Origin of the sequence: Gordonia sp. QH-12, from assembly GCF_001578675.1 — a bacterium.
In the GTDB taxonomy this organism is placed as follows: Bacteria; Actinomycetota; Actinomycetes; order Mycobacteriales; family Mycobacteriaceae; genus Gordonia; species Gordonia sihwensis.
In genome coordinates this window covers 116,537-143,044 of the sequence record NZ_KQ969285.1, presented here as the reverse complement: position 1 = coordinate 143,044, position 26,508 = coordinate 116,537, and the positions used below count along the sequence as shown (strand labels likewise).

26 protein-coding genes are annotated in these 26,508 nt (G+C 69.7%); 17 read left to right on the top strand and 9 right to left on the bottom strand.

The window, feature by feature from the left end:
* Positions 1–107: 107 nt before the first annotated feature.
* Positions 108–455: a HesB/IscA family protein gene (locus Y710_RS05300; RefSeq protein WP_006895280.1), complete on the bottom strand. Its 348-nt coding sequence runs from the start codon at positions 453–455 to the stop codon at positions 108–110.
* 158 nt (positions 456–613) lie between these two features.
* Positions 614–1,705, bottom strand: a complete 1,092-nt coding sequence (locus tag Y710_RS05295; RefSeq protein WP_231875681.1) for a glycerate kinase family protein — start codon at positions 1,703–1,705, stop codon at positions 614–616.
* Positions 1,706–1,777: 72 nt separating this feature from the next.
* On the opposite strand from Y710_RS05295, the gene Y710_RS05290 reads away from it, so the two are divergent.
* From Y710_RS05290 to Y710_RS05280, 3 genes are read left to right on the top strand one after another with little or no spacing between them, the layout of a single operon-like run.
* Entirely contained in the window at positions 1,778–2,443 is a 666-nt protein-coding gene (locus tag Y710_RS05290; RefSeq protein WP_006895278.1) for a DUF3043 domain-containing protein, read from the top strand.
* Positions 2,444–2,447: 4 nt separating this feature from the next.
* The gene (gene cobT, locus Y710_RS05285; protein WP_006895277.1) at positions 2,448–4,157 is read left to right on the top strand and encodes a nicotinate-nucleotide--dimethylbenzimidazole phosphoribosyltransferase; all 1,710 of its coding nucleotides are present in this window, start codon (positions 2,448–2,450) and stop codon (positions 4,155–4,157) included.
* Positions 4,158–4,167: 10 nt separating this feature from the next.
* Positions 4,168–4,950, top strand: coding sequence for an adenosylcobinamide-GDP ribazoletransferase (locus Y710_RS05280; RefSeq protein ID WP_062366664.1), 783 nt, complete (start codon positions 4,168–4,170; stop codon positions 4,948–4,950).
* Positions 4,951–5,037: 87 nt separating this feature from the next.
* Here the strand turns inward: Y710_RS05280 and Y710_RS05275 are convergent, their stop codons facing one another.
* Positions 5,038–6,144, bottom strand: a complete 1,107-nt coding sequence (locus Y710_RS05275) for a branched-chain amino acid aminotransferase (RefSeq protein WP_062366662.1) — start codon at positions 6,142–6,144, stop codon at positions 5,038–5,040.
* Between the two features lie 58 nt (positions 6,145–6,202).
* Positions 6,203–7,312: a glycine cleavage system aminomethyltransferase GcvT gene (gene gcvT, locus Y710_RS05270; protein ID WP_062366660.1), complete on the bottom strand. Its 1,110-nt coding sequence runs from the start codon at positions 7,310–7,312 to the stop codon at positions 6,203–6,205.
* A gap of 85 nt (positions 7,313–7,397) precedes the next feature.
* On the opposite strand from gcvT, the gene Y710_RS05265 reads away from it, so the two are divergent.
* The 9 genes from Y710_RS05265 to Y710_RS05225 all read left to right on the top strand — a co-directional run bounded on the left by Y710_RS05265 (position 7,398) and on the right by Y710_RS05225 (position 16,672).
* Positions 7,398–8,921, top strand: a complete 1,524-nt coding sequence (locus tag Y710_RS05265) for a leucyl aminopeptidase (RefSeq protein WP_039866939.1) — start codon at positions 7,398–7,400, stop codon at positions 8,919–8,921.
* Positions 8,922–9,111: 190 nt separating this feature from the next.
* Positions 9,112–10,851 (top strand): 2-oxoglutarate dehydrogenase, E2 component, dihydrolipoamide succinyltransferase, encoded by a 1,740-nt coding sequence (gene sucB / locus Y710_RS05260; protein WP_062366658.1) that lies wholly within the window; start codon positions 9,112–9,114, stop codon positions 10,849–10,851.
* 9 nt (positions 10,852–10,860) lie between these two features.
* Complete coding sequence (locus tag Y710_RS05255; RefSeq protein ID WP_006895271.1) at positions 10,861–11,745, top strand: TIGR01777 family oxidoreductase; 885 nt, start codon at positions 10,861–10,863, stop codon at positions 11,743–11,745.
* Positions 11,738–12,475 (top strand): lipoyl(octanoyl) transferase LipB, encoded by a 738-nt coding sequence (gene lipB / locus Y710_RS05250; RefSeq protein ID WP_006895270.1) that lies wholly within the window; start codon positions 11,738–11,740, stop codon positions 12,473–12,475. Before Y710_RS05255 ends, lipB begins: the two co-directional genes overlap by 8 nt.
* The gene (gene lipA, locus Y710_RS05245; protein WP_006895269.1) at positions 12,472–13,518 is read left to right on the top strand and encodes a lipoyl synthase; all 1,047 of its coding nucleotides are present in this window, start codon (positions 12,472–12,474) and stop codon (positions 13,516–13,518) included. The genes lipB and lipA overlap by 4 nt, the downstream gene beginning before the upstream one ends.
* A 131-nt stretch (positions 13,519–13,649) precedes the next feature.
* Positions 13,650–14,405, top strand: coding sequence for a DUF4191 domain-containing protein (locus tag Y710_RS05240; RefSeq protein WP_006895267.1), 756 nt, complete (start codon positions 13,650–13,652; stop codon positions 14,403–14,405).
* Positions 14,406–14,493: 88 nt separating this feature from the next.
* A complete protein-coding gene (locus Y710_RS05235) occupies positions 14,494–15,285 on the top strand; it encodes an SDR family NAD(P)-dependent oxidoreductase (protein WP_006895265.1) in 792 nt (263 codons plus the stop codon).
* Positions 15,285–16,172 (top strand): LLM class F420-dependent oxidoreductase, encoded by an 888-nt coding sequence (locus Y710_RS05230; protein WP_006895263.1) that lies wholly within the window; start codon positions 15,285–15,287, stop codon positions 16,170–16,172. The genes Y710_RS05235 and Y710_RS05230 overlap by 1 nt, the downstream gene beginning before the upstream one ends.
* Positions 16,169–16,672, top strand: a complete 504-nt coding sequence (locus tag Y710_RS05225; RefSeq protein ID WP_039866938.1) for a nuclear transport factor 2 family protein — start codon at positions 16,169–16,171, stop codon at positions 16,670–16,672. Before Y710_RS05230 ends, Y710_RS05225 begins: the two co-directional genes overlap by 4 nt.
* Here Y710_RS05225 and Y710_RS05220 read toward each other — a convergent pair.
* From Y710_RS05220 to Y710_RS05210, 3 genes are read right to left on the bottom strand one after another with little or no spacing between them, the layout of a single operon-like run.
* Positions 16,658–18,154, bottom strand: coding sequence for a flavin-containing monooxygenase (locus tag Y710_RS05220; RefSeq protein ID WP_006895261.1), 1,497 nt, complete (start codon positions 18,152–18,154; stop codon positions 16,658–16,660). The two genes, Y710_RS05225 and Y710_RS05220, sit on opposite strands and share 15 nt — an antisense overlap.
* The gene (locus Y710_RS05215) at positions 18,151–19,083 is read right to left on the bottom strand and encodes a patatin-like phospholipase family protein (RefSeq protein ID WP_006895260.1); all 933 of its coding nucleotides are present in this window, start codon (positions 19,081–19,083) and stop codon (positions 18,151–18,153) included. Before Y710_RS05215 ends, Y710_RS05220 begins: the two co-directional genes overlap by 4 nt.
* The gene (locus tag Y710_RS05210; RefSeq protein WP_081598073.1) at positions 19,080–20,039 is read right to left on the bottom strand and encodes an SDR family oxidoreductase; all 960 of its coding nucleotides are present in this window, start codon (positions 20,037–20,039) and stop codon (positions 19,080–19,082) included. Before Y710_RS05210 ends, Y710_RS05215 begins: the two co-directional genes overlap by 4 nt.
* Positions 20,040–20,158: 119 nt before the next feature.
* Between Y710_RS05210 and Y710_RS05205 the strand changes: the two genes are divergently transcribed.
* Positions 20,159–20,776 carry a TetR/AcrR family transcriptional regulator gene (locus Y710_RS05205; RefSeq protein WP_006895258.1) on the top strand — a complete coding sequence of 206 codons (618 nt, stop codon included), beginning with the start codon at positions 20,159–20,161 and terminating at the stop codon, positions 20,774–20,776.
* A 6-nt stretch (positions 20,777–20,782) separates the two neighbouring features.
* Here the strand turns inward: Y710_RS05205 and Y710_RS05200 are convergent, their stop codons facing one another.
* A complete protein-coding gene (locus Y710_RS05200) occupies positions 20,783–21,316 on the bottom strand; it encodes an RDD family protein (protein WP_006895256.1) in 534 nt (177 codons plus the stop codon).
* Between the two features lie 292 nt (positions 21,317–21,608).
* Here Y710_RS05200 and glnA point away from each other — a divergent pair, with 292 nt between their 5' ends.
* Complete coding sequence (gene glnA, locus Y710_RS05195; protein ID WP_006895255.1) at positions 21,609–23,042, top strand: type I glutamate--ammonia ligase; 1,434 nt, start codon at positions 21,609–21,611, stop codon at positions 23,040–23,042.
* Positions 23,043–23,296: 254 nt separating this feature from the next.
* Here the strand turns inward: glnA and Y710_RS05190 are convergent, their stop codons facing one another.
* A complete protein-coding gene (locus Y710_RS05190; RefSeq protein WP_062366761.1) occupies positions 23,297–23,884 on the bottom strand; it encodes a TetR/AcrR family transcriptional regulator in 588 nt (195 codons plus the stop codon).
* Between the two features lie 96 nt (positions 23,885–23,980).
* Here Y710_RS05190 and Y710_RS05185 point away from each other — a divergent pair, with 96 nt between their 5' ends.
* The 3 genes from Y710_RS05185 to Y710_RS05175 all read left to right on the top strand — a co-directional run bounded on the left by Y710_RS05185 (position 23,981) and on the right by Y710_RS05175 (position 26,508).
* Positions 23,981–24,469 carry an SRPBCC family protein gene (locus Y710_RS05185; protein WP_006895253.1) on the top strand — a complete coding sequence of 163 codons (489 nt, stop codon included), beginning with the start codon at positions 23,981–23,983 and terminating at the stop codon, positions 24,467–24,469.
* A 264-nt stretch (positions 24,470–24,733) separates the two neighbouring features.
* Positions 24,734–25,744: an alpha/beta hydrolase gene (locus Y710_RS05180; RefSeq protein ID WP_062366656.1), complete on the top strand. Its 1,011-nt coding sequence runs from the start codon at positions 24,734–24,736 to the stop codon at positions 25,742–25,744.
* Positions 25,745–25,893: 149 nt separating this feature from the next.
* Positions 25,894–26,508, top strand: coding sequence for an FKBP-type peptidyl-prolyl cis-trans isomerase (locus Y710_RS05175; RefSeq protein ID WP_062366653.1), 615 nt, complete (start codon positions 25,894–25,896; stop codon positions 26,506–26,508).

Genomic DNA, 26,508 nt, shown 5'->3' with positions numbered 1-26,508 from the left:
CCAACGGTACTTCGTCCGGAAACGACGACGGCCGTGACCCCACCCCCGACGCGAGCGTCAGTTGAGGTCACGGCCGTCGACAGCTCCGTGTCAGCTGCCGAATGGACTCAGTTGAACGAATCGCCGCAGGCGCAGCTGCCGGTCGCATTCGGGTTGTCGATGGTGAAGCCCTGCTTCTCGATGCTGTCGACGAAGTCGATGGTGGCACCCTGCACGTAGGGTGCGCTCATCCGGTCGACGGCCAGCTTCACGCCGCCGAAGTCCGAGACCACGTCGCCGTCCAGGCTGCGGTCGTCGAAGAACAGCTGGTAGCGCAGACCGGCGCAGCCACCGGGCTGCACCGCGATGCGCAGGGCCAGGTCGTCGCGTCCTTCCTGGTCCAGCAGTGCCTTCGCCTTGGAGGCGGCGGCGTCGGTCAGCAGGACACCGGTTGCGGTTTCGTTCTGAACGGTCATGGGCGCTCCTCATGTCGCCGACCGCGAAGAATCTCGACGGCCGGATACGTTGTCGGTGGCTCAGTTACCGGTACAGCGGCCCGGCAGACACGGCCAACAGCATCAACGGTACTCGCCGACCCGCTATTCCCGCATCCCGCGCCCGGGTTTCGGCCGAGTCAGATTCCGGTCCGCTCGACCGTCCCGGCGAATCCGGCCGCGACCGTCTGCGCGAGTCCGGCCAGGATCGGCGCCGGGTCGGCGAGTGCGCGCGCGGACGAGCCGGCCCAGTCAGCCATCGAATACGCGACGGTGACGCCGTCGACCCGGGGCCTGCCGCGCACCTGCCCGGCCAGAACCACCGCAGGCACTCCGGCACGCCGTGCGTCGGCCGCGACGGAGGCCACCACCTTGCCGCAGGGAGTCTGCTCGTCGAAGCGGCCCTCCCCGGTCAGCACGAGATCGGCGACGGCGATGCGCCGCGCACGACCGGTGACACCCGCCACCACGTCGGCGCCCGCCTCTCGGGTCGCACCGAGTGCCAGGAGAAAGGCACCGAGCCCGCCCGCAGCACCCGCACCGGCGGCGTCACGGAGCCGCTGACCGTCGTCGGTGCCGACGCGGTGGTCCTCCAACTCGTCCGCCCACCGCTGCAGTCGCGACTCCAACCGCGCGACCGTCTCGGGGTCGGCGCCCTTCTGCGGAGCGAAGACAGCGGCCGCCCCGGACGGACCGAGCAGCGGGTTGGTCACGTCGGTGGCCGCCACGAGTTCGGTCCCCCGCAGGAGGTGGTGCGCGGCGGTCAGTCCGCCGAGTGCCGTACAGGCGCTGCGGCCTCCGTCGGTGGTTCCACTTCCGCCGAGTCCGACCACGATCCGGGTCGCACCGGCCTCCACCGCAGCCCGCAGCAGGTCACCGACCCCGGCCGTCCCCGCACACCAGGCCGTCTCCGGACCGGGCGAGCCGATCAGATGCAGTCCGCATGCCTGAGCCGACTCCACGAACGCCGTGCGGCCGTCGAGCAGCACCTCGGCGGCCACCGCACCTCCGAGCGGTCCGGACGCCGAGACGCCGAGACGCCGCCCGACGCCGGCAGCCGCGAGCACGTCGACGAATCCGGGACCGCCGTCGGACTGCGGCAGCTGCTCGAGCACATCACCCGGCCGCGCGCGGGCCCAGCCCTCGGCGATCGCGGACGCGGCCTGCGCCGCCGTCAGCGTCCCGCCGAACTCGTCGGGGGCGATCACCACCCGCATCGCCGTCGTGTCCATCACCGGTCAGAGTAGCCGGGAGGCGCTTGCCCGATGCCCGCCGTCGCCGCCGCATCGAATAGTCTCGTAGTCGTGAAGTTGCCCTGGAAATCCGACGCCGCCAAGAGCTCAGCCGCCGAGTCGGAGGAGACCACCGACGTGCCGGCCGACGACGCGAGGCCGACCTCTGGTTCGACGACGCCCGGCAAGGGCCGCCCCACGCCGAAGCGCCGCGAAGCCGAACGCCGCCGCGGTCCCGTCGCGCCGCCCCCGACCACCCGCGCTGAAGCGCGGGCCCGGAAGAAGGCACTGCGGGCGTCGATGACCAAGGTGGAGCGCAAGGAGGTGGCCGCCGAACGCCGCCGCGTCCGCCTCGAGCAGCGCGAGAAGATGATGTCCGGCGACGAGAAGTTCATGATGGCCCGCGATCAGGGGCCGGTCCGGAAGATGGCGCGTGACATCGTCGACTCGCGACGCAACTTCGCCGGACTGTTCCTGCCCTTCGCGATCTTCCTGCTGGTGGTTCTGATGCTGCCGAACCTCGCGGTCATCGGGAACCTGGTGCTGCTGGCCTTCGTCCTGCTGGTGATCATCGATTCGCTGTACCTGGGCCGGATGGTCAACAAGCGGGTGCGTGAGCGCTACCCGGACACCACCGACACCGGATTCCGGCTCGGGTGGTACTGCTTCACCCGTGCCATGCAGCTGCGGATGATGCGCGCGCCGCGCCCGCAGGTCAAGCCGGGCGACAAGGTCTGATCGCGTGCGCACGCTGATCCTCGGCGGCATCCGCTCGGGCAAATCGGCGCACGCCGAGCATCTCCTCGCCGACGCACCCGCGGTCCGCTACGTCGCGACCGGTTCCGCCGACGGCGACCGGGCCTGGCGCGCGCGGATCGATGCCCACCGCGAACGCCGCGGCGACCGCTATCGCACCGTCGAATCGTGCGATCTCGCGTCGCTCCTGCGCGACTTTCCCGATGAGCCGACACTCGTCGACGACCTCGGCAACTGGCTCACCGCACTGCTCGACGAGGCCGGAGCCTGGGAGGACGAGGCCGCCGACGTATCCGCGCAGATCGAGGACCTGTGCGCCGCCATCGCCGGCTACTCCGGCGATCTAGTGCTGGTGAGCCCCGAAGTGGGGCTCTCGCTCGTCTCGCCGACACCGTCTGGACGGCGCTTCGCGGACGAACTGGGCCGCCTGAATGCGGCGGTGGCGGCTGTCTGCGAGACGGTCACTCTCGTCGTCGCCGGACGTGCACTGGACCTGCCCGCCGGTACCGGCGCCGTGCCCGCGGCCCCGGTACCGGTTTCCGCGTCCACGGCACCGTCCTCACCCGTCCCCGCGGAAGAGCCCGCCCGGCCCGCCGACGCGCCGGCGCCCCGGCGGGCGACCGTCTCCGAACCGGCCCAGATCGACGGCACCGACGCCGAGATCTTCCCGATCGTCGAACTCCCCGATCACGACGTCGCCGAGCAGGCCCGGGCACGACAGTTGCGGCTGACCAAACCGGCGCGATCCCTCGGCAGACTCGAAGAGCTCGGCGTCTGGATGTCGTCGTGCCAGGGCGTCTGCCCGCCGCGGACCCTGCAGTCGCCCGCAGTGGTGGTGTTCGCGGGCGATCACGCCGTGGCCGCCGACGGCGTCTCCGCCTATCCGCCCGAGGTGACAGCGCAGATGGTCGCGAACATCGCGACCGGCGGCGCCGCGATCAACGTGCTGGCGCGCCGCGCCGGAGCCACGGTGCAGGTCCTCGATATGGCGGTGCGAGCCGATACCGACCCGCACGTCTCCCGGTACAAGGTGCGCGCGGGAAGCGGCGATCTGCGAACCGGCAGTTCGCTGACCATCGCCGAAGCCCGACGGGCGGTCGCCGCCGGACGGGCCGTGGCCGACCAGCTCGTCGACGCCGGCGCCGACCTGCTCATCGCCGGCGACATGGGCATCGGCAACACCACCCCGGCGGCCGTGCTGGTCGGGACTCTCACCGATCGCGAGCCGGTGGTCGTGGTGGGACGGGGCACCGGGATCGACGACGCCACCTGGATCCGCAAGACAGCGGCCATCCGCGACGGCATGCGTCATGCACGGCGGCACCGCAACGAGCCGCTCGCGCTGCTCGCCGCGGTGGCGGGCGCCGACATCGCGGCGATGGCGGGATTCCTCGCCCAGGCGGCCGTCCGGAAGACTCCGGCACTCCTGGACGGGCTGATCACGACCTCGGCCGCCCTGGTCGCGCAGCAGTTGGCGCCGGGTGCCGCCTCCTGGTGGCAGGCCGGTCACCGGTCCACCGAACCGGCGCACGCGTTCGCACTCGATTCACTCGGCCTGACCGCGATCCTCGACCTGTCGATGCGGTTGGGCGAGGGCACCGGTGCCGTGTCGGCGCTGCCGCTGGTCGCGTCGTCGATCGACATTCTGACCGACATGGCGACCTTCGACGAGGCCGGCGTCAGCGGCGGAGAATAGGCACACCGGGATGATCGCCCGTGGCCTCCGCGGCGTGCACGACGCCTTCAGCTGGCTGACGGTACTCCCGCTCCCGCAGCCCCGCGGCGAATTCGACCGCGCCCGGGGCGCGACCGTGATCGCCGCGGTACCCGTCGTCGGAGCGGTGGTCGGACTGCTCGCCGCCGCCGTCGCCTTCGGGCTATCGCACACCGATCTCCCCAGCGCGCTGGCCGGCGTCACCGTGGTGGCGGTGCTGGCGGCGACTACCCGCGGCATGCACTTGGACGGTCTCGCCGACACGGCCGACGGTCTCGGCTGCTACGGAGATCCGGATCGCGTGCGGGCGGTGATGCGCAGCGGCGACGTGGGGCCGTTCGGTGCGGCCACGCTCGTTCTGGTGCTGTTGGGCCAGTCCCTGGCGTTCGGCGCCCTGACCGCCGACTCACGATGGTGGTCGTTGGCGCTGGCGGTGGTCGCCGGAAGGACCACCGCGACCGTCGCGTGCCGGGCCGGTCTGAGCGCCGCGAACACCGACGGGTTCGGGGCGCTGGTCGCCGGAACTCAACGCGCGTCCATCGCGGTGTGGGCGGTGCTCCTGCTCGCGGTCGCGGTGGCCGCGGGAGGCTGGAACGCGGGTACCTTCCACGCGGCGGATGCGGTCCGTGCGGCGGCGACCGTGGCCGTCGTCTGGGCGTTCGCCTGGGCCTTCACCGGGCATTGCGCCCGTCGCGCCGGCGGGCTGACTGGCGATGTCATCGGCGCGACGATCGAAGTGGCGACCGTGCTGACAGCCGTCGGCCTGCTCCTGTAGAGGTCGCCGAAACGGATCATGCCGCAGCCGGAACCCGGACGGGTGCGGCTGCGGCATGAGCGCTCATTCAGGGCCGGAGCGGCCGGTTCACGGAGCCGGGTAGAGCGTGGTCATCCAGCCGTGTGTGTCGGCGAAGGTGCCGCGCTGCAGACCGGTGAGGGTGTCACGGAGAGCCTGCGTCACCTCTCCCGTGGTGCCGTCGCCGATCAGGTAGTCGTCGGTGTCGCTCTGAACCCGACCGACGGGAGTGATCACGGCAGCGGTACCGCAGGCGAAGACCTCGGTGATGTCGCCGTTCTTGACCCCCTCGCGCAGTTCCTCGGTCGAGATGCGGCGCTCGTCCACCTTGTAACCCGCGTCGGCGGCGAGGGTGAGCAGTGAGTCGCGGGTGATGCCCGGAAGCAGCGAGCCGCTGAGCTCCGGCGTCACCAGCTGTGCGTCCGACCCCGAGCCGAAGACGAAGAACAGGTTCATGCCGCCCATCTCCTCGATGAAGCGGTGCTCGATGGCGTCGAGCCACACCACCTGGTCGCAGCCCTTGTCGGCGGCCTGCGCCTGCGCCAGCAGCGACGCGGCGTAGTTGCCGCCGAACTTCGCATCGCCGGTACCTCCCGGGGAGGCCCGCACGTACTCGGTGCACAGATAGACGCTGACCGGCTTCACGCCGCCCTTGAAGTAAGCGCCGGCGGGCGATGCGATCAGCGCGTAGCTGTACTTGTCGGCCGGCCGGACGCCGAGGCTCGCCTCGGTCGCGATCATGAACGGGCGCAGATAGAGAGACTCCTCGCCGCCCGCGTCGGGAACCCACGCGTGGTCGGCGGCCAGCAACGCCCGCAGCGATCCGACGAAGTCCTCCACCGGCAGCTCCGGCATCGCGAGGCGCCGTGCCGACCGGTTGAACCGTTCAGCATTGGCCTCCGGCCGGAAGGCGGCGATGGAGCCGTCGGGCTGGCGGTACGCCTTCAGCCCCTCGAAGATCTCCTGCGCGTAGTGCAGGACCATCGCAGCCGGGTCCAGAGCGAGCGGCCCGTACGGGGTCACCCGTGCGCCGTGCCATCCACGATCGCGGTCGAAGTCTACGGTCACCATGTTGTCGGTGAAGTAGTTGCCGAAGCCCGGCGCGGCGAGGATCTCGGCGCGTCGATTCTCCGACACCGGATGCGGATGCTCGGTACGGGTGAACTCCAAGGTCATGCGGTCATGGTACCGCCGACCCGCAAGGGAGTTTCCCGGCACCGGCGGGATGCGCCGGTCAGACGTGACTCTCCACGAACGGCGGCAGAACGACCTCGCAGGTCAGGGCCCGCCCGCGGACATCGACCACCACTTCGTCGCCCTTCTTGACGCCGGAGGCGGTGTCGATGAACGCCAGGGCGATGCCCTGCTTGAGGGTCGGAGAGAACGTGCCCGACGTGCACACACCGATCTGCTCACCGCCGGCCTCGACATGCACCGTGCAGTCCGCGCGCGGCACCCCGCGGCCGGTGGCCTTCAGCCCGTACAGGCGCCGGGCCGGGCCCGCGGCGCGTTCGGCCACCAGCGCCTCGCGTCCGAAGAACGACGGCTTGTCCCAGCCGACGGCCCACGACGACCGCGCCTGCACCGGGGTGATGTCGACGCTCAGTTCGTGTCCGTGCAGCGCGTACCCCATCTCGGTGCGGAGCGTGTCACGCGCACCGAGCCCCGCGGGCTGACCGCCGCGCGCAGTCACCTCGGCGAGCAGAGCGTCGAAGACCGCACCCGCGTCGTCCCACCGGGGCAGCACCTCGTACCCGTGCTCGCCGGTGTAGCCCGACCGGCACACCCGGATCTCCAGTTCGGCTCCGCCCAGCACGATCCGAGCGTCTCGGTAGGCCATGTACTCCATGTCGGTCGGCAGGTCGAGCGCGGCGAGCACGTCGGCCGACTGCGGGCCCTGGACTGCGAAGACCGCGTAATCGCGGTGCTGATCGGTGATCTCGATCCCTTCGGGGGCGACCGCTCGCAGTGCCGCCACGACGGCTGCCGTATTGGCTGCATTCGGCACCAGGAACACCTCGTCGTCGCCGGCCAGGTAGGCGATCAGATCGTCGATCACGCCGCCGCGCTCGTTGCAGCACAGCGTGTACTGGGCCTTCCCGGGCTCGATCTTGCCGAGATCGTTGGTCAGGGTCGCGTTCACGAATCCGGCGGCTCCCGGGCCCGCCACGAGCGCCTTGCCGAGGTGACTGACGTCGAAGATGCCGACGGTGCTGCGGACGGCGTTGTGCTCGGCGACGGTGCCTGCATACGAGACGGGCATGTTCCATCCGCCGAACTCGGCGAAGGAGGCGCCCAGGGCGGTGTGACGATCGGCGATCGGGCCTGCGAGCAGTTCAGTCATGGCGCTAACGGTATCGCCCCGACCCGGGCGGTTCCCACCCGAGGTTCAGCCGCTCGGCGGTGCCGGTGTGGCAGAGTTGAAAGGCGTGAGCGCCAACCACTTCTCCGACCGTGTCCGCGGTCCCCGCATCGACCTGACCACTGCCCTTTCCTCCGACGACGACGTGCTCGTCGTCGGCCTCGTCGCCGGTTCCGGCGACGGCGGCACCGAGGAGCCGACACTGCTGCTCGTCGAGGACTTCCTCGACGACGAGCCCGCCGACCAGATCAGCGCGGCGCTGTCGGCTCTGGGCGCCAAGGGGTCGGTCGGCGAGATCACGCGGATCCCGGCACCGCAATCGCTGCCGGTCGGCGTGGTGGTCGCGGTCGGGCTGGGAACAGAGGTGGACGATCCGGAGACCATCCGACAGGCCGCAGGGAACGCCGTACGCGCACTGGACGGATTCGACCGCGTCGTGAGCACCCTCTCGGCCGCCGACCTCGGTGCGGCGGCGGAGGGTTCGTACCTGGGCGCGTATCGCTTCGACGAACTGCGCAGCGAGAAGTCACGCCCCTCCGAGCAGCCGCCCTCCGCCGTGTCACTCGCGGTACCCGCGAAGAGCAAGCAGGCCAAGGTCGAACTCGACCACGCGCTGATCGTCGCCGACTCCGTCGCGATCGCCCGCGACTTCGTCAACACCCCGCCGAACGTCCTCTACCCCGCCGAGTTCGCCGAGCGCGCACGCATCCTCGGCAGCAAGGCCGGCCTCCGGGTGGAGATCCTCGACGACGTGGAACTGGCGAAGGCAGGCTACGGCGGCATCGTCGGCGTGGGACAGGGATCCTCGCGCAAGCCCCGCCTGGTGCGCCTGACCCACGAGGCCAAGGGCGCCGAGCGCACCGTCGCGCTCGTCGGCAAGGGCATCACCTTCGACACCGGCGGCATCTCCATCAAACCCGCCGCCGGGATGGACCACATGACCTCGGACATGGGCGGTGCGGCGGCGGTCATCGCCTCCACGATCGCCGCTGCACGCCTGGACGTGCCGGTCACGGTCATCGCGACGGTGCCGATGGCCGAGAACATGCCCTCGTCGACCGCGCAGCGTCCCGGCGACGTCCTCACCCAGTACGGCGGCACCACGGTCGAGGTCCTCAACACCGACGCGGAGGGCCGCCTGATCCTGGCGGACGCCATCGTCCGCGCCTGCGAGGACGAGCCGGACTTCCTCATCGACACGGCCACCCTGACCGGCGCGCAGATGGTGGCGCTGGGCACCCGGACTCCCGGTGTGCTCGGCACGGACGACTTCCGGGACCGCGTCGCCGCCATCTCCCAGTCGGTCGGCGAGCACGGCTGGCCGATGCCGATGCCTGCGGAACTCCGCAGCGACCTGAATTCACGGATCGCCGATCTCGCCAACGTCACCAACCACCGCTGGGGCGGCATGCTGTCGGCCGCGATGTTCCTGCGGGAGTTCGTCGCCGAGGGGCTCGACTGGGCGCATATCGACGTCGCCGGCCCGGCGTTCAACACCGGTGGCCCGTGGGGCTACACCGGTAAGGGCGGCACCGGCGTACCCGTCCGGACCATCATCGCGGTCATCGAGGACATCGCCGGCGGACAGTGACGCGCACCGCACTCCGGCGTTCAGCGGACTCACGCGGACCCGAGATCGTTTGGGAGTAGGCTGAGTCACGGGCGTCGACCCATCCGGCCGACATCACGCGAACCTGCACACGCCGCTGGAGCGCGCCGACCCGCATCGACCGATCGACCGAACAGCACAGTTCACGAAATTGTTAGGGAGTCACACGCAAATGGCCTTCTCTGTCGAGATGCCCGCACTGGGCGAGAGCGTCACCGAGGGAACCGTCACCCAATGGCTGAAGCAGGAAGGCGACACCGTAGCGGTCGACGAGCCCCTGCTCGAAGTCTCCACCGACAAGGTCGACACCGAGATCCCGTCGCCCGTCGCGGGTGTGCTGGTCAAGATCGTCGGCGCTGAGGACGACGTCGTCGAGGTGGGCGGACAGTTGGCGCTGATCGGAGAGGCCGGCGAGTCGGCGTCCGATGACGCGGCCGCGCCCGAACCCGCCGCCGCTCCCGAGCCGGAACCCGAACCCGAGCCCGCCGCACCCGCTGCCTCCGCTCCGGCCGCCGAGAGCCCCGCGACCGAGGCGCCGGCCGCGTCGACTCCCGCGGCCTCGGCATCCGGCGTCGACGTCCTCATGCCCGAACTGGGCGAGAGCGTCACCGAGGGCACGGTGACCAACTGGCTCAAGCAGGTCGGCGACACGGTCGCGGTCGACGAACCGCTGGTCGAGGTGTCCACCGACAAGGTCGACACCGAGATCCCGTCGCCGACGGCTGGTGTGCTTCTCGAGATCGTCGCCGACACCGACGAGGTCGTCGAGGTCGGCGGCAAGCTGGCCGTCATCGGCGACCCGAGTGCCGCATCGGCGGCCCCCGCGGCTCCGGCTCCGGCGGCTCCGGCTCCCGCGCCGGCCGCTCCCCCGACGCCCGAGCCCGCCGCTCCGGCACCTGAACCCGCACCCGCGGCCACCGCACCCGCTCCGACTCCCGCTGCCGCCGACGGAGATCTGCAGTCCACTCCGTACGTGACGCCGCTCGTGCGGAAGCTGGCCGCGGAGAACGGAATCGACCTGGCGACCGTCAAGGGCACCGGCGTCGGCGGACGCATCCGCAAGCAGGACGTGCTGGCCGCGGCCGAGGCCAAGAAGGCGCCCGCCGCCCCCGCCGCGGCTCCGGCCGCAACACCGTCGGCGCCGACACCGGCCGCCGCACCCGCCGCGGCGAGCCCCGAACTGGCTGCACTGCGCGGAACGACGCAGAAGATCAACCGCATCCGGCAGATCACCGCGGCCAAGACGCGCGAGTCGCTGCAGACCAGCGCGCAGCTCACGCAGGTCCACGAGGTCGACATGACCCGCATCGCGGCACTGCGCACCGCGGCGAAGTCCTCGTTCAAGGCAGCCGAGGGCGTCAACCTGACCTTCCTGCCGTTCTTCGCCAAGGCCGTCGTCGAGGCACTGAAGGTGCACCCGAACGTCAACGCCTCGATCAACGAAGAGGCCAAGGAGATCACGTACCACGCCGACGTGCATCTGGGCATCGCCGTCGACACCGAGCAGGGCCTCCTGTCGCCGGTGATCCACAACGCCGACGACCTCTCGCTGGCCGGCCTCGCTCGCGCGATCGCCGACATCGCCGCACGGGCCCGTTCCGGCGGGCTCAAGCCCGACGAGCTGGCCGGCGGCACGTTCACGATCACGAACATCGGCAGCCAGGGCGCTCTGTTCGACACCCCGATCCTGGTCCCGCCGCAGGCGGCCATGCTCGGCACCGGCGCGATCGTCAAGCGCCCCGTGGTTCTCACCGGCGACGACGGCACCGAGTCGATCGCCGCACGGTCGATGGCCTACCTGCCGCTGACCTACGACCACCGGCTCATCGACGGTGCGGACGCCGGCCGGTTCCTCACCACGGTCCGTCACCGTCTCGAGGCCGCGGAGTTCGCCGCCGACCTGGGGCTGTAAGCACCCGGTATGCGAATCGCGGTCGCGGGAAGTCACGGGCTGATCGGTTCGGCCCTCGTTCCCGCGCTGACGCAGGCGGGGCACGACGTCCACACTCTGGTGCGTCGTGCCCCGACCGGTCCGCGGGAGATCGGTTGGGAGCCCGAGCGGTCCGAGCTTCCGGCCGACGCCCTGCGCGGCTTCGACGCGGTCATCGCCCTCGGCGGCGAGAACATCGGAGCCCACCGGTGGAGCGGCCAGGTGAAGCAGCGGCTCCGCAATTCGCGGATCATCCCGACCACCGTCCTGGCCGACGCCGTCGCCGAGTCCGGCGTCGGAGTGTTCCTCAACGCCAGTGCCTCCGGTTTCTACGGAGACACCGGTGAGACCGCGGCGGACGAGACGTCGCCGCACGGCTCCGGCTTCCTGGCCGACCTGGTGGTCGACTGGGAGAAGGCCACCGAGCCCGCACAGGCCTCGGCGCGCGTGGTCACGCTCCGCACGGCGCCCGTGCTCTCCCGGCGCGGCGGCATCCTCGCGCGGCTCCGACCGCTCTACCGTTTCGGCCTCGGCGCCCGTATCGGCGACGGCAGGCAGTGGTTCTCGTGGATCAGCCTGCCCGACGAGATCGCCGCGATCACGCACGTGCTCGGCGACGATTCGATCGTCGGTCCGGTCAATCTGACCGCGCCCGGACCGGTACGCTTCGCCGATTTCTCCGCCGAGCTCGCACGAGCCGTCCACCGCCCCGCGGTGCTGCGCGTGCCCGCCGCGCTCGCGCGCAAGGCGGGCGGAGAGATGGTCGAGGAGATGGTCCTGACGTCCTCGCGCGTGGTTCCCGCGCTGCTCACCGACCGCGGCTTCACCTTCACCCACCCTCATCTGACATCTGCACTGGAGTACTGCTGTGCGTAACGCATCGTCGCGAGCCGACGGAGCACCGATCGAAGTCCGCCGCCTCGGCGTCGTCGACTACACCGAGGCCTACGAGCTGCAACACCGCCTGGCCGAGCAACGCGCCACCGGCGAGCTCGACCACGACCTGCTGCTGTTGCTCGAACATCCGTCGGTCTACACGGCGGGCAAACGGACCGAGGACTCCGACCGTCCGGTCAACGGCGCCCGGGTGATCGACGTCGACCGCGGCGGCCGCATCACCTGGCACGGTCCCGGCCAGCTCGTCGGGTATCCCATCGTCAAGCTCGCCGAACCCCTCGATGTGGTCGACTACGTCCGCCGTCTCGAAGAGGCGCTGATCGGCGTGGCGGCACGGCAGGGTCTGGCCACCGGCCGCGTGGACGGGCGCTCCGGCGTGTGGCTGCGCGACGCCGCCGGGGAGCGCAAGCTCGCCCAGATCGGCATCCGCGTCGCCAAGGGCGTCACCCTTCACGGGTTCGCCCTCAACGTGAACCCCGACATGTCCGTGTTCGACGCGATCGTCCCGTGCGGCATCGCGGACGCGGGGGTGACCTCGCTGAGCCAGGAGACCGGCACCGCCGTGACCGTCGACGACGTGCTCGACGACGTCGTCGAACTGGTCCAGAAGTGCCTGGACGACCCGGCCGGACCCGGCTCGGATACGGCAGGCGCCCCGGCTGAGGCCGGTCGGCCCACCGCACCCACGAGCGTAGGATCGGCACAGTGACCACCACCCCCGCCCAACCCGCCTCACCGAGTCCCGCCGACGCTCCCGCCGGGCGCAAGCTCCTGCGTCTGGAGGTGCGCAACGCGCAGACTCCCATCGAGCGCAAGCCGAAGTGGATCAAGACGCGTGCCACGATGGGACCGGAGTACACCGAGCTCAAGGGACTGGTGCGCAGCGAGGGGCTCCACACGGTGTGTGAGGAGGCCGGCTGCCCGAACATCTACGAGTGCTGGGAGGACCGCGAGGCCACCTTCCTGATCGGCGGAGAGCAGTGCACCCGTCGCTGCGACTTCTGCCAGATCGACACCGGCAAGCCCGCCGCACTCGACCGCGACGAACCGCGCCGCGTGGCCGAGTCCGTCCGGTCGATGGGGCTGCGCTACTCCACCATCACCGGTGTGGCCCGCGACGATCTCCCCGACGAGGGAGCGTGGCTGTACGCCGAGACCGTTCGCAAGATCCACGAACTCAATCCCGGCACCGGCGTCGAGAATCTGATCCCCGACTTCCACGCGAAGCCCGACCTGCTCGACGAGGTCTTCGCCTCCCGTCCCGAGGTGCTGGCTCACAATCTCGAGACCGTTCCCCGCATCTTCAAGAGCATCAGGCCCGCCTTCCGGTACGAACGCTCCCTGGAGGTGCTGACCCGTGCCCGCGACTACGGCCTCGTGACCAAGTCGAACCTCATCCTCGGCATGGGAGAGACACCGGACGAGGTGCGAGAGGCTCTGCGCGACCTCCACGACGCCGGCTGCGACATCGTCACCATCACCCAGTACCTGCGACCGTCGGTGCGGCATCATCCCGTCGAACGGTGGGTCAAGCCCGAGGAGTTCGTGGAGCACTCGCAGTACGCCGAGGAGATCGGATTCGCCGGGGTGATGGCCGGTCCGCTGGTGCGGTCGTCGTATCGCGCAGGCCGGCTGTACGCCCAGGCGATGGCCCGTCACGGCCGTGAGCTGCCGCCGGAACTGGCCCATCTGGCCAAGGAGGGCAGCGCCGCTCAGGAGGCCTCTTCGGTCCTCGCCCGCACCGTGCGCTGAGGCCCGCCCACTGCCGAATCGACCGGCCGGAACATGTGTTCCGGCCGGTCGATTCCGTTGTGCGGGCCGCGCTACCCGAGCGCCGTCGACACTGCGTCGGCGCGCTCGGTGTGCACCGTAGACTGGCACTCATGGCTAAGGCGCAAGACAAGTCGAGCAAAGAGGCGAAGCAGGCTGCTAAGGCAGCTCGCAAAGCGGCGAGCAGGGAACGGCGGCAGCAGATCTGGCAGGCGTTCCAGATGCAGCGGAAAGAGGACAAGGCCCTCATCCCGCTGATGGTCGCCACCGTCCTGGGCACCACGCTGGTCTTCGGCCTGCTCGGCCAGTTCGTCTTCCACAATCTCTGGATCACCCTGCCGCTCGGCGTCATCCTCGGCGCGCTGCTCGCCTTCGTTCTGTTCGGCCGGCGCGTTCAGCGGAGCGTCTACAAGAAGGCCGAGGGCCAGCCGGGCGCCGCGGGCTGGGCTCTGAGCAACATCCGTGGGCAGTGGCGGGTACAGCAGGCCGTCACCGGCACCTCGCATCTCGACGCGGTGCACCGCGTCATCGGCAAGCCCGGCGTCATCCTGGTCGGTGAGGGCTCCCCCACTCGCGTCAAGCCGCTGCTGGCGCAGGAGAAGAAGAAGGCCGCCCGCGTGGTCGGCGACACCCCGATCTACGAGATCCTCGTCGGCGACGGCGACGGCCAGGTGCCGCTGTCGAAGCTGGAACGCCACATCCGCAAACTCCCGAGCAACATCGACCGCAAGCGGATGGACGCGCTCGAGGGCCGACTGTCCGCGCTCAAGGCGAAGGGCGGCGCCGGCGCCGCCATGCCCAAGGGCCCGATGCCGCAGGGCGCCAAGATGCGCAGCGTCAGCCGCACCACCCGTCGCCGCGGGGCCTGAACCTCCCGGCCGGTGGAACACCGCCCCACCGCCCGCATCGCGCTCGTGCGAATGTCGGGCGATTCCGACTCGAACGAGGAGCTTTGACATGACCGATCTGAACCGTTACGGCCCCTGGGCATTGATCGTCGGAGCCTCCGAGGGAGTCGGTTCCGCGTTCGCCCGGCGCCTGGCCGCCGACGGGTTCGGAGTCGTGCTCGCCGCCCGCAACGCCGAGCGTCTGGAGGCGGTGGCCGGCGAGGTGCAGGCGCTCGGCGCACCTTCGCGCACGGTCGCTCTGGACATCCTCGACGAGGACGCCGCCGAACGGCTGATCGACGCGACCGCCGACCTCGAGATCGGGCTCCTGGTGATGAACGCCGGCGCCAACACGTACGGGCACTCGTTCGTCGACGGCGACCTCGCGCGCCACAACGAGGTGGTCACGCTCAACGTCCTGCGCCAGCTGCCGCTCCTGCACCACTACACGCGGGCGATGGTGGAGCGCGGCCGGGGCGGAGTCATCACCACCGGATCGGTCGCCGGCTACACGGGCTCACCGCGCGAAGGCGCCTACGCCGCGTCGAAGGCCTTCCTCCGGGTCTTCACCGAAGGTCTCTGGGTGGAGTGCAAGCCGAAGAACGTGGACGTGGTGCACCTGGTGCTCGGACTCACCCGGACCCCCGCGATGGAGCGCCGCGGCCTGAACTTCGACAACCCCGGCATCCCGGTGTCCGAGCCCGACGATGTCGCCGCCGAGGGTCTGGCCCATCTGGCCGACGGCCCGGTCTGGATCACCGAAAACAATGTGAGGTCGGTTCAGCGGCAGTCGGGGCCCGATCGCGCCGCGATCGTTCAGGCGTCCGCCGACGTGATCGCGAAGGTGGTCGGTCAGCGGTGATGCGCATCGGACTCGGTCTGCCCGTCGTCACCGCCTACCCGCCGACCACTCAGGACTGGGAGAAGGGTGCGGGCATCGCTGAGATCGCGACGGCCGCCCGTGTGGCCGACGCCCTCGGCTTCCACCACCTCACCTGCAGCGAACACGTCGCGGTGCCGGACGAGGTGGCCGCGGTCCGGGGCGGCGTGTACTGGGATCCGCTCGCGACCTTCGGGTACCTCGCGGCCATCACCCGCCAGATCCGCTTCGCGACCAGCGTGCTGGTTCTCGGCTATCACCATCCGCTCGAAGTCGCCAAGCGCTACGGCACCCTCGACCAGGTCTCCGGCGGACGGCTCGTCCTCGGCGTCGGCGTCGGGAGTCTGCAGGAGGAGTTCGAGCTGCTGGGCGCCGAGTTCGACGGCCGCGGCGCCCGCGCCGACGACGCGCTGGCCGCGATCCGGTCGGCGTTCCCGACCGGCACACCGTCGCACACCGGCCCGTACTACTCCTACGGCGGCGTGACGGTGGAGCCGCACGCTGTGCAGGACCGGGTGCCCGTGTGGGTCGGCGGCCGGAGCGGTCGCGCCCTGCGCCGCGCCGTGGAACTCGGCGACGGGTTCAGCCCGTTCGCCCTGTCGCCCGACGAGGTCGCCACCATGCTGTCGCGCGTCGAGACCCCGGAGGGATTCGACGTGGTGCTGCCCAGCGGTCCGGTGGACCCGCTCGGCGATCCGGACGGAGTCCGGAGCCGTCTCGACTCGCTGCAGGCGGCCGGCGCGACGATCGTGACAGCATCCATCGCCGCCACCGGTCTGGATCACTACACCGACCAGCTCGACGCACTCCACTCCCTCGCCCGTGCGCAGGGCGCCGTGTTCAGCCCCGCGGCGGAGGGCCCCCGATGAATGTCGACGAGCGGCTCGAGGCTCTCGAGACCCGGCTGCGCCTCGTGGAGGACAGGCTCGCGATCACCGATCTCGTCTACCGCTACGGTCCCGCGATCGACACCGGGTCGGTCGACGACGTGCTCGCTCTCTTCACCGAGGACGGCGTGTACGACGTCGACACCGGCAGGCTCTCCGGTGCGCAGGAGATCGCGGACATGGTGACCGGCGATCCGCACCAGGGGCTCATCCACCGCGGCTGCAGTCACGTGATGAGCGCGCCGCAGATCCGGATCGACGGCGACCGTGCGAGCGTCGTCAGCTACTCGCAGCTGCTCCTGCGCGACCCCGCCAGGGACACCTTCACCGTGCTGCGTGCGACGGTCAATCACTGGGCGCTCACCCGCACCCCCGACGGGTGGCGGGTGGCCCAGCGCACCGCACGCAAGGTCGACGGATCCGACGAGGTGCGCGCGCTGCTCGCCTCCCACGGCCTCGACCGGACGTCAGAGAGCAGCTGAGTCGCCGAGCGGCTCATCCGCACCGAGCCGGAAGTGCGACCGGTCGGGCCGGGCGAGCATCCTCGACAGCGTCGCGCGGTCGAACGGCCACAGGTCCACCGCACCGGACTCGGTGAGGTACCAGGAATCGCATCCGCCTGTCTTCCACACCGTGGTCTCCGACGCCGCCGCCACCTGGGCGTTGAACTCGGCCGTCGCCTCCTCGGTGACCTCTATCCGGTCCACCTCTCCGTTCCGGAACAGGTCGAACCACTGCGCCAGGTACCGTGCGGTCTTCTCGGCCGTGTACTGCAGGGAGATCGAGCCGGTCGGTGAGTTGGGTCCAAGGACGGTGAACAGGTTGGGGAAGCCCGGGATCGCCGTCATCCGGTACGCCCGCGGACCGTCCCGCCACGCCTCGTCGATCGTGAGTCCGCCGCGGCCGACCACCGTCATCGGGCGCATGTAGTCGTGCGCGCGGAAGCCGGTCGCCAGAATGATCACGTCCACCTCGTGGAGCCGCCCGTCGGCGGTCACGATCCCCTCCGGCCGGACCTCGGTGATGGACTCGGTCACGAGGTCGGCGTTGCCGGCGGTGATCGCACGGTAGTAGGTGCCCGACACCACCTGCCGCTTGCACAGCGGCTGGTAGTCGGGCGTCAGGTCGGCCCGCAAGTCGCTGTCGCGGACTTGCGCGCGCAGCGACAGCCGCGCGTAGGCCTGAACGGCTCGGCGGCGCCACGTGTCTTTGCGGACGATGTCGGCCAGAATTCCCGACCCCCACAGCAGGCCTCGGTACAGCGCGTGATGCAGGCGCGGCGACGCGGCCAGGACGGTGTCCGCGAAGGGCAACTGCGGCAACGACATCGGCGCCCAGAGGATCCACTGCGGGGTCCGGGTGAAGTGGAGCAGTTCCCGGGCTTCCGGCTGTAGCGCGGAGACCACCTGCACGCCGGTGGAGCCGGTGCCGATCACCGCGATCCGCTGTCCTGAGGTGCGCACGTCGTCGTCCCAACGCGCGGTGTGCACCACCGGTCCCGCGAAGCTGTGGAGCCCGGGGATGTCGGGGATCGACGGGTTGTGCAGCACCCCGGTGGCGCAGACGACGAAGTCAGCGTCCACCGTCTCCCCGTCAGCGAGAGTGACCGTCCACCGACCGGTGGCGTCGTCGAAGACGCTGCTGACGACCTCGGCGTTCAGCCGGATCCGGTCGCTCAAGCCCAGGCGTTCGACGACGTCCCGGTGATACCGCTGGATCTCCGGACCACTGGCCCAGATCTTGGGCCAATCGGGTTTGGGTGCGAATCCGAACTGGTAGAGCTGCGAGGGCACGTCGCACGTGAGACCCGGGTAGTGGTTCCAATGCCATACCCCGCCGACGTCGTCGCCCTTCTCGTAGACGGTGAAGTCGGTGAACCCGGCCTCCTGCAGGACATGTGCCGTGGTGATGCCGGCTATCCCCGCACCGATGACGACGATCCGCGGCGATCGGCGGGCCGTCACAGCGCGGCCCGAGTCTCAAGAGCCCGGGCGACGGCCTCGGCCACGGTCGATCGCGCGGCGTCGAATGCGCGCTCCCGGTGATCCCGGTTCATGAAGTTCCATCCGAGACCGGCCATGTCTGCCGCACCGGGGGCGATGTGGACCACCTCGGTCCCGCGTCGACGGACGGTTGCGATCTCGGCGTCGAGCACGGCCGACATCGGCCGCCGGAGAAGAGCTCGTTCGGCGAGTCCGCCGATTCCGGGGGCCCGCACGGACGGCGCCGACGCCATCGGGGTGATCAGGTAGATCAGATCCGCTTCGTCTCGCGCGACCAGATCCACCGAGGCGGTGGACGCGGCCCCGCCGTCGACGTACTCGCGGCCCTCGATCGCCACCGGGGGCATCCATCCGGGAATCGCCCACGAGGCGCGCAGCGCCTCGCCTGCGCCGGCCTTCGGTGCACCCGGAGCACCGAACGCGACGCGCGCGCCGTCGTCCACGCGGTACGCGACCATGCGCGCGCCGGGATGCGGCAGTCGGCCGTAGTCCGCGGTCACCGCGTCCGCGAGTCGCTGAAGCCAGGAGGCATCACCGCGCCCGCGGGGAGCGATGCCGGTCAGCGCGGCGTGACCGCCGCGCCTGGTCCACAGCGTAGAGGGTCGAGGTCGCGCCGGACGCGGCAGCGGAGGCAGGCTCGGGGGCGTGGCAGCCGAGTGCGCCCGGAGAATCGGGCTGGTGGCCCGACCGGCCTGCATGTCTGCGAGGTCGGCGGCAGTGAATCCGCCGGCGAGCATCGTCACCATCTCCGCACCGGCGGAGGTGCCCTGCAGCACCGTCGCCTCCGCCGGGTCCCAACCGGTCTGCCGAGTCAGCTCGTCGAGGGCGGCGATCGCCCACGCTCCGCCGATGGTCCCGCCGCATCCGATCACGAGGGCCGTCTTCGTCATCGCGCCCGCACCTCGCTCGTGCCCGCAGAGTCCACTACCGCGCCGTCGACCACCGTGCCGCCGGAGTGGCCGCCCGCCGCGTGATCGCTCGCCTGCCTCGCGATCCGTGCGAGGTACGCCGATCGCTCCGCGGCGTCCAGGGCCAGCGCCTGACCGTGTCCGGCCAGAGTGCGCGCGACGCGTTCCACCGACTCCGGGACGAACAGGTCGGCGATCGACCATCCGGGCAGCACCCATCCGGGGACCGACGTGCGGGCCGCTCGCGTGCGAACCGTGCGGACCACGGCACGGGCGACATCCTGCGGGTCGACGGTGGGAAGCACGCCTCCGAGGTCCGCTCCGGAAGCCAGCTCGGTGCGGACCGCTGCGGGCAGAATCGCGGACACGGTGACGCCCGTGCCGTCGTATTCGCGGCGGGCGGCCAGCGAGGCGCCGTAGGCGGCGAACTTGCTGGCGTTGTACGAGACCATTCCCGGCAGTGGCAGCATTCCGGCCATCGACGCAATGTTGACGATGTGGCCTCTCCCCTCGCCGAGCATCGAAGGCAGGACGGCGCGCATCCCGTTCAGCATGCCCCGGACGTTGACGTCGAGGATCAGATCGGCGGTGGCCTCCGACTCCTCGAGGAACGCGCCCACCGGCATCACACCCGCGTTGTTGACCAGGATGTCGATGCGCCCGCACTCGTCGAGGACCTTCGAGACGAACTCACGCCAGGAGACGGCGTCGGTCACGTCCAGCACCGCCGACCGCGCACCGTCGATGACGCCAGCCGTGTCAGCGGCGACGTCGGCGTCCACGTCCCCGATCCAGACCGTCGCCTCCGCCTCCGCGAACTGTCGGGCGATCTCGGCGCCGATCCCCCGCGCCCCACCGGTGACTACGACGACGGCGCCGGGCGGCTCGATCCGCGGATTCGACCGCGCGTACGACCCCGGAACCAACTCGCTCAGCATCTCGGACAGCCTCACGGCCCACCTTCTCTCGGATCTTGCCATTGGATGATGGCACCGATGATCGTTCAGATACCATCGGTATGTCAATACCTTCGGTATCTGAAATGAGGAGGTCCGATATGGCCAGGATCAGCCGCGCCGACCAGAAGGAGCGGAACCGAGCGGCTCTTCTCGCCACCGCACGCACCCAGTTCCTCGACGCCGGCTACGCGGCGACCAGCCTCGATGCGATCGCCGAGGCGGCGGGCTTCTCGAAGGGCGCGGTGTACTCCAACTTCAAGGACAAGCCGACGCTCTGCCGGGCCGTGCTCGAGGACATCCACGGGGAGAAGCTGAACGAGCTGCGCGGCATCGTCGAACAGAGCACCGACCTGCACGGGATGCTCGACGCTTTCGCAGCGTGGGTGCGCCGCACCATCGGCGACGTGGAGTGGACGATGCTCGAAATGGAGTTCGCGGTGCTCTCACGGCATCATCCGGAACAGAAGGCGATGATCGTCTCCCTGCGTGAGGATGCGCGCGACGCCCTGGCCGGGCTTCTCGAAACCGTTCTCGGAGACTTCTCGCCGCTCATCGACCAGGCGGCGGCGGACACCTCGAATCCGGTGCCCACGCGGGACGAGATCGCCGACCTGATTCTCAGCACCGGAATCGGGCTCGGGATCCAACGAGCCATCGACCCGGCCGTGTCCGTCGAACCCGGCATCGCGTTGATCCGGTCGGCGTTCGGCCGGTGAGTCGACTCAGCGCGTGCGGACGATGGCCGTTCCGGTCGCGCGGTCGTGCATCGCGCGACCGTTGTAGTCGTTGATGAGTGCCGGCACCACGAAGATCAGAATCGCTTGGCGGCCGAGGGCCCGAATCGGCCCGACCGCGGCCCTCGGCGTCTCCCCGCGAGCCTCCGCGGCGCCGCGATCACTGCCCAGATCCACCCGTACCACCCGCGTGCCCGCGATGAACTGCCCCGGGGTGAAGCCGAAGAAGGCCACCGCCAGCACACCGATCACGAACCAGATGATCAACTGCGGCGTCGCCGCCGCACGCATGGTCATCTCCAGACTCGACGCCATCTCCTGAGCCGGCCGCACGCCGACGATCACGATCGCGAGGCCGCCGGCGATCAGCCAGTCGAACAGCAACCCCACCACGCGCAGCCACCCGCCGGCGAGAGCGCCCGGTCCGTCCTGCGGCAACCCGAGATCCTGCCCGCGGTACTCGTTCTCCGTGGCACCCGGGAACTGCGGCCCCGACAGCCACGTACTCGTCGCGCGCGCCACTACTGGGCCCCTCGGGAAACGGTCATGAATACCACGGTCATGAATGCCATGGTAGCCAGCTTCCCCGTGCACCCCAATAACGTGACTCCGACCACACCGCCGTGCGCGCGACGCGGTCTTTCGTAACGCGCCGGCCATCGGTGTAACACGGGGGAAACATTGGTTTAGCGCACGAGCAACGTCATCTCCGTACTCTGGTTGCCGAGATTCGTGCTGCCCTCGCGAGGGTGGCACGGGTTCTGTGTCAGAGAGTTTCTGACCGGATCTTCACCAAGAAGGAGTCAGGCGAACCGTGTACAACACGAACGAGGAACTGCTCGAGGGGATCAAGGCCGAAGGTGTCGAGTACGTCGACATCCGCTTCTGTGACCTGCCGGGAACGATGCAGCACTTCTCCATCCCCGCAGCAGCATTCACCGAGGACGTCTTCGAAGAGGGCCTGGCATTCGACGGTTCGTCGGTTCGCGGCTTCCAGTCGATCGACGAGTCGGACATGATGCTCCTCCCCGACCCGGCCACCGCGCGGATCGACCCGTTCCGCAAGGCGAAGACGATGAACATCAGCTTCTTCGTTCACGACCCGTTCACCCGCGAGGCCTACAGCCGCGATCCCCGCAACGTCGCGCGCAAGGCCGAGGAGTACCTCGCCTCCACCGGCATCGCCGACGCCTGCTTCTTCGGCGCGGAGGCCGAGTTCTACATCTTCGACTCGGTCTCGTTCAGCTCCGAGATGAACTCGACCCACTACGAGGTCGAGTCGGAGTCAGGTTGGTGGAACGCCGCGTCGCCGACCAACCCCGACGGCACCCCGAACAAGGGCTACAAGGTCCGCCAGAAGGGCGGCTACTTCCCCGTCGCCCCGTACGACCACTACGTCGACCTGCGCGACGAGATGTCGACCAACCTGACCAACTCGGGCTTCACCCTCGAGCGCGGCCACCACGAGGTCGGCACCGGCGGCCAGGCGGAGATCAACTACCGCTTCAACACGCTGCTGCACGCCGCGGACGACGTTCAGCTGTTCAAGTACATCATCAAGAACACCGCGTGGCAGAACAACAAGTCGGTCACCTTCATGCCGAAGCCGCTCTTCGGCGACAACGGTTCGGGCATGCACGCTCACCAGTCGCTCTGGAAGGACGGCAAGCCGCTGTTCCACGACGAGTCGGGCTACGCCGGACTGTCGGACATCGCGCGCTACTACATCGGCGGCATCCTGCACCACGCTCCGTCGCTGCTGGCCTTCACCAACCCGACCATCAACTCCTACAAGCGCCTGGTTCCGGGCTACGAGGCTCCGATCAACCTCGTCTACAGCCAGCGCAACCGCAGCGCCTGTGTGCGCATCCCGATCACCGGCAACAACCCGAAGGCCAAGCGCATCGAGTTCCGCTGCCCCGACAGCTCGGGCAACCCGTACCTGGCATTCGCGGCGATGATGATGGCCGGCCTGGACGGCATCAAGAACCGCATCGAGCCGCACGAGCCGGTCGACAAGGACCTCTACGAGCTCCCGCCGGAGGAGGCCAAGGGCATCCCGCAGGCACCGACCTCGCTGTCTGCCGTGATCGATCGCCTCGAGCAGGACCACGACTACCTGACCAACGGCGGCGTCTTCACCGAGGACCTCATCGAGACCTGGATCGCACTCAAGCGCGAGAACGAGATCGAGCCGATCCAGATCCGCCCGCACCCGTACGAGTTCAACCTGTACTACGACTGCTGACGTCTGACCTGCTAAGACGGGTCTCCCGTCCGCAGTGCGTCCGCAGTAGAGTCGACCCGCTCCGCGATCACCTTCCCGATCGCCGAGCGGGTCGGCTCGTCTGAGTCCGGCGATGACAGAGCCGATCCACCCGCTCGGGCTCACGTCCATCCGTGACGAGCCCCGTTCCCTCTGCTCGACGAACCGTCGACCGGGCTCGATGTCGCCGCGCATGAACAGTGCCGAGACAGACGTGCGCAGGTGCCCGCGCCGGCCTACCCGATGAGATCGAGCGCCAGGTCTCGCGCTCGGTCGAGTTGCTCCTCGCTTCCGAAGAGTTCGCGGTGGACGTTCGCCGCACACAGGTAGGCGTCGATGCGGAACGCGTCCCCGGCCGGGTCAGCGACCCCCGCCTCTCGCAACTCGGACTCCAGCAGATCGAGCCACTCACGCTTCAACGCACGCACCGCGTCCGCTACGTCACCCTCACGGCGCCCGTACTCGGCCGTACTCGCGACGATGAAGCAGCCGCCGGGGAAGACCGCTGCCCGCAGGTAGGCGACCCAGCAGTCCAACAATGCCCGCAACCGCGGCCTGCCCGGCTCATGTCCCCATGCCGGAGCCACAACCGCCTCCAGATAGATCGCGCGCGCCTCGGCGACAGCAGCCACCTGGATCGCCTCCCTGGTACCGAACACCGTCAGGATCCCGCTCTTACTCAACCCGGTCGCCGCCGCGAGCGACCCGACGCTGATCGAGTCGAGCCCATGGGTGGTGGCGATCTCCGCCGCCTTCCGCGCGACGGTGCGACGCGTGAGATCTCCACGCGCACGGCGCCCGTCGACCTTCGAGCCCGACGTCATGGTCCGAGAATATGCGACCGACTTGACGCGAACCATCGGCGCTACCTACGCTCCACAACAACACGTCCGATCGAACGTATAGTTTGGAGACCCTCCGTGCCCGTCCCCTCCGCAGAGCTCCTGCACGACACCATCGACATCGACGCCACCCCGGAACAGGTCTGGGAACTGATCAGCGACCTGCGCCGCATGCCGCAGTGGAGTCCCCAGGTCGACTCCGTGCGGCTGCGCGAAGGCTTCGACCGGATCGAGCTCGGTGCCGAGTTCACACATCTCAACCATGAAGGCGACCTCAAGTGGACAACCCACAGCACGATCGTGCGGTTCGAGCCTGAGCAGGAGATCGCCTTCCGGATCGAGGAGAACTGGGTCGTCTGGTCGTTCCAGACCACTCCCCTGCCCAAGGGCCAGACGCGCCTGAGCCAGCGGCGCGAGACACCGGCCGGCATCTCCGACTACTCACGGGAACTCACCGAGAAGTACCTCGGCGGACAGCAAGCCTTCACTCAGGTCTTGCGCGCCGGAATGCGTCAGACGCTCGAGGCGATCAAGGCCGCCGCCGAACAGTCCGACCGCACCACCTGATCCGAGGCCACCGGCAAGTCGGTTCCCCAGCCTTGTCGCGTGCGATTGTTCGCGCGTGTGCCCGACTGAACGGGTCGTGACCGGTCCCGCGACACCAGCGCTGTTTCTGTGCCTTCCGGCGCGCTGTGCGCGCAACCACCGCCGTCCGCGGTGCTACAACTTACTGCGAGTCCGCCGGTCCCGATCGGCGTCTCCTTCCGGCGCCCTCCCGGCCCCCCGATACCGCAGCGGCTCGCGTCGCTCACGGAAGTGAAAAGAACTCGTATGAAGATCCGTTCCCTGGCAGGTCTGTTCGCCGGCCTGCTCACCCTGACGGCCGCTGCGACCGGTACGACGGTCATGGCCGCGTCCGCGTCCGCCACGGCTCCCTCCCACATCGTGTCGGTGGCCGACGGTGCCACCCCGCAGCACAAAGTGGTCACCGTCTACTCGCAGTCGATGCAGCGCGACATCCCGCTCGACGTCCTGCGGCCCGCCGACACCCGCAAGCCGGCTCCGGTGCTGTACCTGCTCAACGGCGCCGGCGGCGGCGAGGACTCCGCGAGCTGGGCCCTGCGCACCAACTACGTCGAGTTCTTCCGCACCAAGCACGTCAACGTGGTGACCCCGCTCAAGGGCATGTTCTCCTACTACACCGACTGGGAGCGCGACGACGAGGTCCTCGGCAAGCAGAAGTGGCAGACCTTCCTGACGAAGGAGCTTCCTCCCCTGCTCGACAAGAGGTTCAAGACCAGCGGAAAGAACGGCATCGCGGGCATCTCGATGGCGGGCACATCGGTACTGAACCTCGCCATCGCCGCGCCGGCGCTGTACAAGATCACTGCCTCGTACAGCGGCTGCGCTCGCACCAGCGACAAGGTCGGCCAGCAGTACATCCGCACGGTGGTGGAGAGCCGAGGCAAGGCCGACACCCGCAATATGTGGGGACCGTACGACGGCCCCGGCTGGCGCAAGAACGATCCGTACCTCAACGCCGAGAAGCTCCGCGGCACCCAGATCTATCTCTCCTCCAACTCCGGGCTCCCCGGGCAGGACGAGTCGATCGAGCCCGGAAGCACCGCGGCGCAGGGCGTCTCGCTGGCCGACCGGGTGGCTCTCGGCGGCGCCATCGAAGCCGCCACCAACGTCTGCACCCAACAGATGGCGCAACGCCTGGCGCAGCTGAAGATCCCCGCCCGCGTGGAACTGCATCCGCAGGGCACCCACTCGTGGGGCTACTGGGAGCGCGAACTGCACTCGTCCTGGCCGATGATCGCCAAGGCCATCGGAGCCTGACCGGAACCGGGCACCACACGTGCGAGCGGCGGCTCGGAGTCCTGTCGGGGGACTCCGAGCCGCCGCTCTGTGTGAGGTGTGCCACCGACGTTTTCGTGCCACGTCCGGGCCCAGGAACCTATCAGTCCGGGCTGCTAGTGTCGTCGCCCATGAAGCGCAAGTCTCTCCTCCTGGTCCCCGCGGCGGCGGCCCTGCTGGCCGCGGCCGGATGCTCCTCCGACGACACCGCGGGCAGCGCGCAGACCAGCCTCGACGTGACCACGCCCAGTCCGACGATGGACGGCGGGATGTGCCCGGAGGCCGATCCGCCGGCCGACACCAGACCGCAGTGGCAGGTGATGGGTGCGACGGGCAGCGCGGAGATCGCCGCCTCCACCGATACCGCCGGGCCGCTCATCAAGATCACCCCGCCGTTCAGCGTCGATGAGACCCAGGTCAAGACACTGGCACCGGGAACCGGCGACGAGATCACGGACGCCTCCATCGTCAACGTCTGCTACGAGGGCGTCGACGGCCGCGACGGCCAGACCTTCGACAGCTCCTACCAGAAGGGCACGCCCACCCGCCTGCACGCCGACGGCGTGGTTCCGGGTTTCCGCAAAGCGCTCGTCGGACAGCGCGTCGGCGCCTCGGTGGCAGTGGTGATGACCTCCGCCGACGGATACCCCGACGGCAGTCCCGACGGAACCATCAAGCCCGGAGACAGCATCGTGTTCGTCCTCAAGATCATGGCTGCGGAACCGGCCTCGGCGACCGACGGATAG